Below are 13,440 nucleotides of genomic sequence, written 5' to 3'. Positions count from 1 at the left end.
GTACCACCTACCTCTTATTGTCTATCATATTTGGTTTTCAAGTATAAAAATGTATGTAAATTTAACTATTCTGTAGTAACAATTAAATAATTTGTCTGGGAGCGATGAATAATGAATTTTGTAAAAGGCGATAAAATAAAGCATGAAGTATATGGAAACGGAACTTACTCTCATTGGTATGCTAAAGGAGCTTGCATTGTGCACTTCGATAATGAGACTAAGGGTATTAAATCCAGAGTGGTGTTGTATAAAGAAATTCTATCTGCAAAAGTCAGACCTGAATACGATTATGAATTGGTGCTTGCGGAAGCAGCGGAGATCCTAAACACGGACCCAGCAAAAGTGAAGTATCAAGAGTATAACCCACCTAAAATCACACCAGATAGCCCTCTACTGAAAAAAATGAAGTTAACTAAAGCAGAGCGAAAACAAGATAAACTTCGCAGAATTATGGAGGCAAAGAATAGAGATTTTCGTGTGAAAAAGAAAATATATGATGGACCTTTGGATGTTATTCGAAAGACGGCCCCTACATTGTTAAAGAAGAAAAGATGAGAATTCAACAATGGATTTCAATTAATAAAGGTTCTAATGCTTCCTCTAATTGTAAAAAGAAATGGGATCCTTCCCAAAAACCGTAATATAAAATCTGTTATTTTGAAATAAACTTGCACTTCAACTGATTTTTAACAAATGTAAAGGTCCGTCCCCCACCCTGGGAACGGACCTCCCTCACAACCAATTCAAAACAAAAACATACACAAACGCCAACCCCGTTATCGAAAGAAAATACACCCCATTCCACTTAAATGCAACGGTTACACCATTCCTCTGAACACACTGACTGATGATTATATTCATAGCATTCAACGGAGAAATCGCGGATGATAGCATCCAAGTGAAAATGCACATAAACGCTACACTGGCGACCGCTACATTAGGCATCGCTGTAAAGTCAAGCGAGGTTAATATCAACGGTGTTACGATAATCTGATGCACTCCGAGAAACGCCATAAAGGTCACCAATAGGATGATAAAGAGGAACAAAACGCCAACAGAATGTGTGGCCGACCACTGTATGGACTTCTCCAATAACTCCTTGACACGTGTATGGGATACAGCATTCCCGAATAGCCCTGCACTTAAGAAGAGGCAAGTCTCCATTTTCTGCGAGTGGAGCTTGTTCTTATAGAGAATGATTTCTTCTTTAACGATTGATTTCCTTTTCCGCAAGATCATCCAGGCTACAGGAACCAGAAAACAAATGATGCTGACCAGGAGAAGCATGGACTTCTGGAATACCTGCTCCATGAAAATCAACAGCACAACCAGTCCAAGTACAAAGCCAAAGAGGAGATACATATCCTTCTTTGGCCCTTTACCATGTGAAATCATTTCGTTTCTTTCCTTGGCGGCAGCAGTTTCATCTACGATCTTAGGCCGAAAAAGAACAAAGCCTACCGTCATTTGAATAGCCGCAAACATCACTCCTACGGCGACATATGAGAGATAGGTAATATCTAAATAAAATAGTACAATCCCTACAGAAGCAAAAAAGGGTGACCATATGACTGCCGGGGTAAATCCTACATAATAGGATCTTGATAGTAACTTGGACGGTAGATGTATACTTTCCACAAAACCATGAACAATCCTTAAGGCACCCATATTTAAGATGGGTGCCAGGGTCAACATAAACGTGCTTATGCCATAAAACGTTTTTCGCGGGTTGTTTTTCAACTCATTCAAATAAAGGATAACAGAATCAATGATTCCTTCTCTTCTCAGTGGCACGGACAGAAGAGGAGCCAAAATGAGAATCGATAACAGGGGCATATTCTGAGTGATTCCCTGGACTAGATCAAAGCCTGTATCTCCAACTGTATAGTGAATGATTCCCCCTGCAGCAAACAGGCTCAGTGTAAATATCCTACCTTTCCATTGTAATAAAGGAAGGAAAAGCAAAAATACGGCAACGGCCACTATGTTAAAAACCAAACCAATAAAAACGTTCGGCATAAAAGCTTCAACAATATAAAGTAAACACATACTCATGATGAGAGAAAAACGTAACATGTTGTCCCTTCTCTCTTTAAGTCTCTAACAATCTATATTGTACAGGAATGATTCCCTTATCCCCTTTGTACTTTATCCGGAAGGGGCGCATGTTGCTTTAGTAGATCCCTGAATTCATTCCCGAGTTGTTCAGTCGTTGCCCTTCCGCCGAGATCAGGGGTGAGAGCATCCTTCCGGGAAAGAATCTCCTGAATGGTCGACAATATCGCATTCCCCCATTCTTCATCACCAAAATGATCCATCATCTGACTGACAGACCATATGGCAGCTAAGGGATTGGCAAGACCCTTTCCGGCAATATCAGGAGCAGAACCGTGGATGGGTTCGAACATGGAAGGATACGTTCGTTCAGGGTTGATATTGGCACCTGCCGCCAAACCAAGACCACCTGTAATGGCAGCTCCTAAGTCCGTCAGGATATCCCCGAAAAGATTGGATGTCACCACAATTTCGAACCTTTCCGGCTGAAGAACGAAGTAAAGGCTTGCTGCGTCTACTAGGTAAGAATAAGTTTGGACATCAGGATATTCCTTGCCTACTTCGTTAAACACTTCATCCCAGAAGACCATGGAATAATTAAGGGCATTCGCTTTACTGATGCTTGTCAGCGTCTTCTTCTGTTTTCGTGCTTCTTCATAAGCATAGCGGATAATCCGTTCAGTCCCTTTCCGGGAAAAAACGCCCGTCTGCAGGACCACTTCCTCCGGCTTTCCTTTAAAGAGCCAGTCACCCGCTCCGGCATATTCCCCTTCGCTGTTCTCACGGATCACCAGGAAGTCTATTTCATTTTCACTTTTATTCTTAAGGGGAGTTAAATCAGGGTGCAAGAGTTTAATCGGCCTGAGGTTTACATACTGATCAAACTTCTTGCGTATTTCCAAGAGTAATTCCCAAAGGGAGATGTGGTCGGGAACTCCGGGATAGCCTACCGCTCCCAAGTAGATGGCATCGAATTCCTTCAATTGATCGATCCCGTCGTCTGCCATCATCTTTCCGGTTTCCACATAATACTCACATCCCCAAGGGAACTCGGTAAAGCTGAAAGAAAGCTGTGGATCGACTTCCTCAATCATTTTTAGTACCTTTACACCTTCCGCTACGACTTCAGGTCCTATCCCATCCCCTGGGATAAGGGCAATCTTCATCCTTTTCATCATCCTCGACCTCCTATGCTTTTGGTCCCCCGGCAACATATAACACCTGACCGCTTATAAAGGAAGAATCCGGGCTCGCAAAAAAGCTTGCCGCCTGCGCGATGTCTTGCGGTGTACCAGCTCTGTTGACAGGGATTTGTTTGACTTTGGCTTCTATCAGTTCCTCGAAAGGGATCTCCAGCCGTTCTGCCACTGCTTTGGTCATGTCTGTCATGATAAAGCCGGGAGCGATCGCGTTCACCGTGATATGATATTTCCCAAGTTCAATGGCTAACGTCTTGGTAAAACCCTGTATCCCAGCCTTCGCTGCAGCGTAATTCGCCTGACCTCTGCTCCCGAGTGCTGAAACGGAAGATAGATTAATGATTCGTCCATACTGATTTTTCACCATTGATTTCTGGGCATATTTACTGCAGAGGAACGTGCCTTTTAAATGAACATTCATTACACCGTCCCAGTCATTGGAACTCATCTTATACAATAGATTGTCACGAATGATTCCGGCATTATTAATGACGATATCTATCTTCCCATGATTCCCTTCCACCTGGGCGAATAGCTTTTCCACTTCCGCTTCCTTGGTGACGTCTGCTGTTATGGCCTTAACCGATAGACTCTCTTCCATGAACTGATGATATGTCTCTGATAAAGCCTGTTCATGGATGTCTACTAAATAAACAGTGGCCCCCTCTAAGGCAAGCTGTTTGGAAATCTCTCTTCCGATTCCCCTGCTTGCCCCAGTCACGATGGCTACCTGATTCTCTAAGTGTGGCATGTCCTCACTCCCCTCTATGATTCTGGTATAATCTTTCAAGCTGCTGCTCATATTCTGCCACGATGTTCTGTATGATTTCCTTAGCACTTCTAATTTCGTTGATTAATCCGATTGTCTGCCCCAATGAAATGATGCCTGAATGGTCATTTCCTGTAGCGAGTAATTCCTGATAGGATTCACCGCTAATATAAGGAAAGATCTCTTCAAGGGTGGCTCCTGCTCTCTCCTTTTCGACAAGCTCCATCGCCCGTTCCGTTTTCATCACTCTCATGGCTTTTCCAATCGATTTTTTCACAAGGATGGTATCGGTTTCCTGTAAATCGATTAATCTCCTTTTAATTGATTCATGGAGTACCACTTCCTTTGAAGCTAGAAACCTTGTACCCATCTGGATGCCTTCTGCCCCTAAAGCAAAAGCAGCAAGAGCGGATTTCCCTGTTGAGAATCCTCCTGCTGCAATGACTGGTATTGACAGTTCCTCCACAGCCTTCTGTATTAACGTTAGGCTGGTGACGTCTTCTCTTCCTGGGTGGCCACCACACTCATATCCAACCACCACCACTGCATCACAGCCGATTGCTTCCGCCTTTTTGGCAAACCTGACGGATGGGACGACATGAACCACCTTGATCCCGTTTCCTTTCAGACTGGCCATATATTTCTCAGGGTTGTTTCCTGAAGTAAAGACGACTGGAACTCGGGCTTCTATGGCGGCCTCAACGAATTCATCCATCGGCTTACGAATCCCAATGGCAATATTGACTCCAAATGGCTTAGAGGTGAGTCTTCTTGCAGCGTCGATATCTTCCAATATCTCTTCCTTGGAAAAATAGCTACCTGCTGTTATGAGACCAAGCCCTCCCGCTTCTGATACTGCCGAAACGAGAGGAGAGGTTCCAAGTCCCTGAAGCCCGCCTTGGATGATGGGGTACCGAATGTTAAACATCTTTGTTATAGCTGTATTCATCATGTTCTTTCACCCTTTGAGAGCTTAAATGTTCCAGTACAGTGGCCCAGGAGTTCACCGTCTTCATTTTTAAGCCTTCCTTCAATGAAGACCGTATTCCGGTTTTGATGAATAATCGATGCTTCTGAATAAACCGTCCCTTCCATGACTGACTTTAGATATTGAATATCTAAGTGGAGTGTCGCCACTTCATCGAATCCTAATGTTCGACCCGTCATGCCCATGGCTGTATCAAGTACAGACGCATATATGCCTCCATGAACTGAATTTCTCACATTAATAAACTCTTTCTGGATAGGAAGAGACAGGAGAACATAACCTTCTTTCAATTCTTTTAGCTCTAATCCGATAAAATTCCAGAATGGGCTATTTTCAAAATCTGATCTTACTTTCTGCAAATGCTCTGATGTCATGAGAATGCACCCTTTCCGGCTTCTGAAAGTTCGGCTTGATTGGCAATTACTGAAAGCTTTTCCCCATTGATCACACGGATTAGATTCTCTGCAATCAGGATCGAGGTCTGACGGGCTGCTTCAAGGCTGATTCCCCCGATATGTGGACTCATCGTCACTTGTTTCAATTGAAAGAACGGATGATCCTCCGGTGGCGGTTCATTTGAAAATACGTCAATTCCTGCACCAAGAATCTGATTCTGATTCAGAACATCTATTAAATCCGCCTCATTCACCACACCGCCACGGGCTGTGTTAATGAGGACGGCTGTTTCTTTCATTAGCGTCAGCAATCGATGATCAACTAGTTTATCTGTTTCTTTCGTAAGAGGGATATGTAAACTCACTGCATCACTTTCGGAGAATATTTTCTCCAAGGAGGTAGTTAATTCCACTCCAATTTGATCAGCAGCCTTCTGGTTCACTTCGTCTATTTTTCTTACATACGCCATCGCTTTCATCCCGAAACCATGTACTAATATCTTAGCAACTTTTTGAGCTATGCTGCCGAATCCAACAATGCCTAAATGTTTCCCTTCCAGTTCATGAGTATATTCTCCATCCCTCGACTGAAAGTTTCCTGCTCTCGTTTCCCTGTCAAAGAAAGCTGTTTTTTTCATGACCGCCAATAGCAGGCTCACCGCATGTTCAGCGGTTGCCGTACTATTCAGCTTTGGTGCATGTAAGACGGGAATCCTCTTGGTCGTTGCATATCGTACATCGATATTATCAAGTCCCACACCCGCCCCGGAAATGGCCTTTACTTGCTGGCAACTGTCCAAAATCGCAGGTGTAATCCTGGCAGGTGCCCGGAGGATGATTCCATCGACATGATGATGTTGAAGGTAATTAGATATTTCCGCTTCGTGGAAATTAGTAAACTTCTTAACTTCCGCGTATTTGTTCAAGAGCTCCTCCCCGTCGTGATGGTACATGGGCAGAACCTGAACGACATGAGGCTTATTCATTACACCACTCCCTTTTGGCATTAACCTTTTAGACTTGAAGATTCTCAATAATAGTCGAGATTCCCTGACCACCGCCAATACAAAGCGTGACTAGACCGTATTTTTCACCCCTGCGTTCCATTTCGTGAAGAAGTTTCGTCATCAGGATTGCTCCAGTCGCTCCGATTGGATGACCCAGCGCAATGGCCCCTCCATTGACATTCACTTTGTTGATATCCATCCCTGATTCACGGATCACTGACAACGCCTGGGCAGCAAACGCTTCGTTCAGCTCGATCAGACCCATATCATTGATGGATAGTCCGCATTGCTTTAAAGCTTTAGATGTTGACGTCACTGGCCCAATCCCCATGATTTCAGGTGATACTCCGCTCACGGACTGGGCAATGATTTTGGCTTTTGGCTTTATTCCATACTCATTGACTTTATCTTCATTCATCATGAGGACAGCGGACGCACCATCATTCCTTCCACTCGCATTACCCGCAGTCACAGTGCCGTTATCTTTAAAGACGGCCTTTAGCTTGGAGAGCTTTTCTATGGTCGTGATCCGGGGATGTTCATCTGTACTGAATTGAAGAGTGTTTCTTTTTTCCTTATATTCCACTGGAACAATTTCCTTTTCAAACCGTCCGGACTCGATGGCAGACTGAGCAAGTTCCTGGCTTCTGAGGGCAAACTCATCCTGCTCGGATCTGCTGATAGTATACTTGTCAGCAAGGTTTTCCGCTGTCAGACCCATCGTCAGGTTGCCGTACTTTTCTATTGGCTGAGAGCAAGGTTGACTTTCCGTATTTGGATCCAACACTTGCGAATTACCGACTTGGAAACCATAACGGGCATTTCGAATATAATAGGGGGCTGTACTCATGCTTTCAGCTCCCCCGGCTACCACAACATCGGAATAACCAAGCCGGATTTGCATATCCGCATTATTAATCGCTTGAAGTCCCGATCCGCATTGTCTATGGACGGTATACCCGGTAACCTCAATCGGGAGCTCTGCCCGTAATGCAGCAAGACGGGCAAGGTTTGAGGTGTCTGCACTTTGCTTTGCCTGACCTAGAATGACTTCATCTACTTCCACTTCAGCCTGACTTCGATTCAATACTTCCCTAATGACTTTCTCGGCAAGATGGTCTACAGGAACACCTTTTATCGTTCCTCCCATTCTTCCAATCGCCGTCCGGACTGATTCAACGATGTATGGTTGATTCATTCCTTACACCCCCACGTATGAGGATTCGCGTTTCAGTTCATTCGCAATGATGTTGCGCTGAATTTCAGACGTTCCTTCATAAATTTTAGTAATGCGGGCATCACGATAGTAACGCTCTATTGGATAATCGCTCATATATCCGATTCCACCGTGGATTTGCACCGCTAAATCCGCCACCTTGTTATATACTTCCGAAGCAAATAGTTTCGCTATGGCTGCTTCTTTCACTACCCTCATCTTTTGATCGGTCATCCAGGCAACACGGTATGTCATTGATCTAAGAACCTCGATCTGCATACTTATTTCTGCAAGCATATGCTGAACGGCCTGTACTTCGATGATCGGTTTGCCGAACTGTTCCCGTTCCTGGGTATACTGCAGGCAATGTTCAAGAAGCTTCTCACATGATCCAAGGTTTCTTGCCGCTAGACCGGCTCGACCATTCGCCAGGATTTTCAACGCATTGATATAGCCCTGTCCTTCTGTTCCAAGGACGTTTTCTGCAGGAACCTCCATATTTTCAAAGAAAAGCTCAGCTGAATGAGACCCCTTTAGCCCCATTTTCTGTTCTACCTTTCCTAATACGAAGCCTGGGAAATCCTTTTCTACGATAAAGGAAGTGATCCCCTTCGCTCCTTTGGCACGATCCGTTACCGCCATTACGGTAAATACATGCCCATCGACAGCGTTGGTAATATAATGCTTGGAACCGTTCAGGATGTATTTATCACCTTTTCTGACCGCAGTGGTTTTCAATGCTGCTGCATTGGAGCCTGCACTTGGTTCGGTTAAGGCAAATGCACCAATCCATTCTCCAGTAGCCATTTTAGGCAAGTATTTCTGCTTTTGTGCTTCTGTCCCTAACTCGACAATTCCTACTGACCCAATCCCCGTGTGAGCACCGATCAGAGTTGTATAACCATTATGAGTTTTACCAAGCTCCTCATATATGGCGCACTTCCCCACCATGTCGAGTCCCAGTCCACCGTATTCTTCCGGGATACTCAATCCGAAGAGTCCCATTTCCTTCGACATTTCAACCAGTTTCTCCGGGATCATATCCTTCTCTTCAATTTCCATTGCCAAAGGTTCTGCTGCTTCTTTCACAAACTTCCGTACATTATCTCTTAAAAATTTTATATCTTCTGAAAAATTAAAGTCCATCTGTACCTCTCCCTTATTGATTAGTAAATTCCGCTGCTCGTTTTTCCAAAAAGGCTGAAGTGCCTTCCTGTTTATCCTCTGTCCCAAATGCTACCGCTTGTGAAAGCTTCTCCATCAGCATCGCTGTCTCAAGATCGATATCATAGCCTTTATGAACGACTAACTTTGCCAGTTTGATAGCCACCGGACCTTTCTTATAAATCTGAGCTGTCACCTCTTCTATTTGCTTATCCAATTCACCCTCAGGAGCAAGATAGGAAACAAGGCCGATTCTTTCTGCTTCCTCCCCATCAATAATCTTACCGGTGAGAATCATATCAAGTGCCCGTCCCTTCCCAATGATCCTGGAAAGGTTCTGTGTTCCGCCTGCTCCTGGAATAATGCCAAGGTTCAGTTCCGGCAAACCGAACTTTGCCCTTTTTGTCGCAACCCGGATATCACATGCCAATGCAAGCTCGCATCCTCCACCCAGCGCATAGCCCTCGACTGCTGCAATCGTCACTTTGCTACATTGCTGTATATTCTTATATAACCCCTGCATCCCTGGTATCAGGGCATCCAGCATGTTCTTTTGCTGAAGCTGTTTAATATCCGCTCCTGCAGCGAAGGACTTTTCCCCTGCCCCTTTCACAACGACGACCTTTACTTCATCGTTCGCCTCTGCCCATCCGAAAGCATCCTCCATCTCTTGAAGGGTTTCGAGGTTCAGGGCATTCCGGGATTCTGGGCGGTTGATCGTCAGCCACATCGCCCCCTGTTCGATTTGAACAAGCAAATTCTCATATTGATGCACGCTCTCATCTCCCTTAAGAATAGTGATAGAAACCACTTCCGCTCTTTTTCCCAAAACGGCCCGCTTTTACGTACTTAAGTAAGATAGGACTAGGTCGATATTTTTCACCCAGTGTCTGATGCAAGTACTCCATATTTCTTAGCCGCGTATCCAACCCTACTAAATCAGCTAACTCAAGTGGCCCCATCGGATGATTGAGTCCCAGCTTCAATGCTTTATCAATATCTTCAGCAGAAGCCACTCCTTCCATCAGCATATTCATAGCCTCATTTCCAATCAGGCAATTCATCCTGGAAGTCACAAACCCAGGTAATTCATTTACCTCGACCGTTTCCTTCTTGAGTCTCTCACCGACTTCCTTCACTAGCCTTACGGTTTCATCTGACGTTTCCAAGCCCCGGATGACTTCGATCAGCTTCATTTTATGAACCGGATTAAAGAAATGCATCGCCACCACTTTATCAGGGCGTGACGTCTGAGCCCCGATCTCTGTCGGACTCATGGTTGACGTATTCGTGGCTAGAATGGCCTCTTCGGAACAGATCTGATCCAACCTTTTGAAAATATCAATCTTTAATTCCATTTTTTCAAGCACTGCCTCAATGACGAGGTCTGCATCTCTTGCCGCAGATTCCAAATCTGTTTCAAATAGTAGACGATCCTTCGCTTTCCCATATTGATCTTCTGAGATAAAGCCTTTATGTAGGCTGCCTTCCAAAAGGCTGAAGATATCGTTCTTTGCTTTCTCCAGGATTTCTTCGTTTATATCATTCAAGTAAACATTAAAACCCGAAACCGCACAGGTATACGCAATTCCTTTTCCCATGACTCCCGAGCCTACCACTGTAATAGTTTGCACCTAAAAGCCCCCTTAGCTGGATATTGTATGTTCTACAGTCGTGCTTTTCGGATTGAATTTTTGATAGAAGAATACGAGTGCCAGAATGGCGAATCCAATGATATCCGTTACAATCCCCGGATTGATCATGAGGATTGCCCCAATAAACAGGATGATCCTCTCATACCAAAGAGCATTCCTTAAAAGCCAACCTTCTGCCGCACAAGCAACCCCTATGATTCCAATAATGGATGTGACCACTGATAGAATGATATGAGGAGCATCCCCTACCAGGAGCAATGTCTCTCCATAAACAAACATATACGGAACGATGAAGGCGGCAAGCCCCAGTCTTACAGCTGTCATTCCTGTTTTCATCGGATCCGATCCCGAAAGTCCTGCTGCAGCAAATGCAGCCAATGCCACCGGTGGTGTAATCGCAGATAAAGCGGCAAAGTAAAATACGAACATATGGGCCGCAAGTGGTGATACACCAAGTTCAATCAACGCGGGAATGGTTAAAGGCACTTGAACGATGTATGCCGCAACCGTTGGAAGTCCCATACCGAGGATGATGCTCGTGATCATTGTGAAAATGAGAGTAACAATCAAAATTCCACCAGAGATATCAATGATCATTCCACTGAATTTCAGTCCAATTCCAGTCAGCCCTATGATCCCAATAATGAAACCTGACGCTGCGCAAGCAATGGCCGTTTCAATGGCAGCCCTTGCCCCTAAATCGAGAGCTTTATACATTTTCGAGAATGATAGTCTTGTAGAACTTTTAAAAGCAGCCACCAAAATCGTCACACCTATTGAAAATAAACCTGCCCTCATAGGAGATGCTCCCGATGCCAGCATGAAGACTATGACGACAAGGGGGATAAAGAACATGAAGCCATGCTTTAAAACGCTTGAAACCTTTGGTAATTCATCTTTCTTTAAACCATTCAGTCCAAGACGCTTTGCCCTTAAGTCGACCTGGAAATATAAACAGCAGTAAAAGAGGACCGCGGGGATTATAGCAGCAACCGCTATATCCATATAAGGCACTCCTAGATAGGAAGCAATAATGAAAGCAGATGCTCCCATGATCGGAGGCATGATCTGCCCTCCAGTAGAAGAAACCGCTTCCACCGCAGCTGCAAAATGGCTTCTATATCCTGTTTTCTTCATTAAGGGAATCGTAAAGGCACCTGTTGTCACCGTGTTGGCTACAGCACTTCCTGAAATGGTTCCCAAGATGGAACTGGCCACGATGGCCGTTTTGGCTGGGCCGCCACGATATTTCCCCATACCTGCAACAGAAAGATCAATGAAGAACTGGCCGGCTCCCGAGACCTCCAAAAACTTCCCAAACAAGATAAACAGGAAGATAAATGTTGCTGATACACCAAGAGGGACACTAAAAATCCCTGTCACTGTATAGAAAAGATGATCAATAATCCACATGGCGGTAAATTCACGATGTGAAAGTTCACCCGTGATCAAATGTCCCCAAATCCCATACACTAAACAAATGAAAATAATGAGGACGAGCGTATTACCAATCACACGGCGGGTCGCTTCGATTAACAATAAGCCTGATACGATCCCGATAGTAATCTCAAGCATGGTGAGCGGTTCGATATAACTCATCCGTGAAGAAATTACCTGAGCATTCATCACAAAATAGGAATAACAAGCAATCGATAAAATCATAAACAGCCAGTCATACCAGGGAATGCTCTCATTTTTCACTGCTTTTTTGGATGGTTTATAAATCGCAAATGTAAGGATCAGGGCAAACGAAAGATGGGCAGACCGCTGTAGAATCGACTCAAATACGCCAAAGAACGCCGTGTATAAATGAAACAAAGACATAAGGACAGCCACAATGGAAATTATCTTGGCAGCTGCACCCTTTAAAGAGCGCAGCTTGCTGTTAAGGTTTCCGTCTTCATCATATTGATTTACAATCTCCGATGCTTCTATTTCTGTTGACGAATCCTGTTTAGTCATACTTTCACCTTCTTTTCATGGAAATAATGACATACATCGCTTACTCAAGAGCACCGACTTCCTTATAATATTTCTCTGCTCCTGGATGAAGTTTACCTACATTGTTTTTCACTGAATACTCTGCATTAAAGTCTTTCATAATTGGTGATAACGTTGTCCACGTATCTTTTTCTTCTACCATCATTTTTGTAAGCTTATACACCGTCTCTTCATCCATTAAGTCATCATTAACTAATAGAACGGTATAGCCGGCAACCGTGTTCACATCTTCCTTCACATTGGAATACGTACCGCCTTCAACGGTATATTCTAAATAACCTTCATTCTTCTCATGCAGCCCTTTAATCGTTTCATCATCCAAAGGAATTAAGCGAATTCCTAATGTAGTATCAAGTTCTTGGAACGTGGATACCGGTGCTGCTACCATTCCCACAATGGCATCGATATGACCGTCACGGAGAAGATCCGCACCGTCAGCGGTACCAATATACTCAATTCCACCAAGATCATCGTAAGACATATCATTAAGCTTTAAGATATCTTGAAAGGCAAGTTCACCACTATATCCCTTAATCCCCGGGCTCACTTTCTTCCCTTTTAAATCCTTTACGGATTTAATATCAGAATCAGCGCGGACGACTATATGAAATACATTCGGATACAGAGTTGCTACCGTGCTGACATTATCTACTTTTTCTTTAAAAGCGTTCTCTCCCTTTAATGCCTCTGGAACCGTCTGACCATTACTGAATCCAAGAGCGAAAGTACCTTGACTTAGACCTAGAAGGTTAGAAACAGAGCCACCCTCTACTACTGTTACAGATGAGTCTGGGTATACTTCACTCATTTTTTCCCCCATTGCACCAGACAATGTATACCAGAAGCCACCGACCGTTGCTGAACCGAACGCCATGTCTTTAGGAGCACCCTCTGCATTTTCTTTTTTTGTGCTTCCGGCTTCTTCAGATGAACACGCCGCTAATACCACTAACAAAAAGGCTGCCACTACGATTAAAAATTTTCTCATCAT

At 44.1% G+C, this 13,440-nt stretch carries 13 protein-coding genes; 1 reads left to right on the top strand and 12 read right to left on the bottom strand.

The window, feature by feature from the left end:
- The first annotated feature begins 111 nt into the window (after positions 1 to 111).
- The gene (locus tag TV75_RS10505) at positions 112 to 555 is read left to right on the top strand and encodes a hypothetical protein (protein WP_044338699.1); all 444 of its coding nucleotides are present in this window, start codon (positions 112 to 114) and stop codon (positions 553 to 555) included.
- A 177-nt stretch (positions 556 to 732) separates the two neighbouring features.
- On the opposite strand, the gene TV75_RS10500 is transcribed toward TV75_RS10505, so the two are convergent.
- The 12 genes from TV75_RS10500 to TV75_RS10445 are packed head-to-tail and all read right to left on the bottom strand — an operon-like array spanning position 733 to position 13,440.
- Positions 733 to 2,076 carry a hypothetical protein gene (locus TV75_RS10500; RefSeq protein WP_044338698.1) on the bottom strand — a complete coding sequence of 448 codons (1,344 nt, stop codon included), beginning with the start codon at positions 2,074 to 2,076 and terminating at the stop codon, positions 733 to 735.
- A gap of 56 nt (positions 2,077 to 2,132) precedes the next feature.
- The gene (locus TV75_RS10495) at positions 2,133 to 3,230 is read right to left on the bottom strand and encodes a tartrate dehydrogenase (protein ID WP_044338967.1); all 1,098 of its coding nucleotides are present in this window, start codon (positions 3,228 to 3,230) and stop codon (positions 2,133 to 2,135) included.
- 13 nt (positions 3,231 to 3,243) lie between these two features.
- Positions 3,244 to 4,005 carry an SDR family NAD(P)-dependent oxidoreductase gene (locus TV75_RS10490; RefSeq protein ID WP_044338697.1) on the bottom strand — a complete coding sequence of 254 codons (762 nt, stop codon included), beginning with the start codon at positions 4,003 to 4,005 and terminating at the stop codon, positions 3,244 to 3,246.
- A 4-nt stretch (positions 4,006 to 4,009) separates the two neighbouring features.
- Positions 4,010 to 4,975, bottom strand: a complete 966-nt coding sequence (locus TV75_RS10485) for an NAD(P)H-dependent flavin oxidoreductase (protein ID WP_044338696.1) — start codon at positions 4,973 to 4,975, stop codon at positions 4,010 to 4,012.
- A complete protein-coding gene (locus TV75_RS10480; RefSeq protein WP_044338695.1) occupies positions 4,972 to 5,385 on the bottom strand; it encodes a PaaI family thioesterase in 414 nt (137 codons plus the stop codon). Before TV75_RS10480 ends, TV75_RS10485 begins: the two co-directional genes overlap by 4 nt.
- Positions 5,382 to 6,392, bottom strand: coding sequence for an NAD(P)-dependent oxidoreductase (locus TV75_RS10475; RefSeq protein WP_044338694.1), 1,011 nt, complete (start codon positions 6,390 to 6,392; stop codon positions 5,382 to 5,384). Before TV75_RS10475 ends, TV75_RS10480 begins: the two co-directional genes overlap by 4 nt.
- A 28-nt stretch (positions 6,393 to 6,420) precedes the next feature.
- Positions 6,421 to 7,611: a thiolase family protein gene (locus TV75_RS10470; RefSeq protein WP_044338693.1), complete on the bottom strand. Its 1,191-nt coding sequence runs from the start codon at positions 7,609 to 7,611 to the stop codon at positions 6,421 to 6,423.
- Positions 7,612 to 7,614: 3 nt separating this feature from the next.
- On the bottom strand, positions 7,615 to 8,775 hold the full coding sequence (locus TV75_RS10465) for an acyl-CoA dehydrogenase family protein (RefSeq protein ID WP_044338692.1): 1,161 nt from the start codon (positions 8,773 to 8,775) through the stop codon (positions 7,615 to 7,617).
- Between the two features lie 13 nt (positions 8,776 to 8,788).
- Positions 8,789 to 9,568 carry an enoyl-CoA hydratase/isomerase family protein gene (locus TV75_RS10460; protein WP_082051239.1) on the bottom strand — a complete coding sequence of 260 codons (780 nt, stop codon included), beginning with the start codon at positions 9,566 to 9,568 and terminating at the stop codon, positions 8,789 to 8,791.
- Between the two features lie 13 nt (positions 9,569 to 9,581).
- The gene (locus TV75_RS10455; protein ID WP_044338691.1) at positions 9,582 to 10,427 is read right to left on the bottom strand and encodes a 3-hydroxyacyl-CoA dehydrogenase; all 846 of its coding nucleotides are present in this window, start codon (positions 10,425 to 10,427) and stop codon (positions 9,582 to 9,584) included.
- Between the two features lie 12 nt (positions 10,428 to 10,439).
- Complete coding sequence (locus TV75_RS10450; protein WP_044338690.1) at positions 10,440 to 12,410, bottom strand: TRAP transporter permease; 1,971 nt, start codon at positions 12,408 to 12,410, stop codon at positions 10,440 to 10,442.
- Positions 12,411 to 12,450: 40 nt separating this feature from the next.
- On the bottom strand, positions 12,451 to 13,440 hold the full coding sequence (locus TV75_RS10445) for a TAXI family TRAP transporter solute-binding subunit (RefSeq protein ID WP_253275510.1): 990 nt from the start codon (positions 13,438 to 13,440) through the stop codon (positions 12,451 to 12,453).

The sequence above is a fragment of the Rossellomorea aquimaris genome (genome assembly GCF_000935355.1).
GTDB classification, from domain to species: Bacteria; Bacillota; Bacilli; order Bacillales; family Bacillaceae_B; genus Rossellomorea; species Rossellomorea aquimaris_B.
The sequence above is the reverse complement of the archived record's forward strand: the minus strand, read 5'-3'. Positions and strand labels throughout refer to the sequence as shown.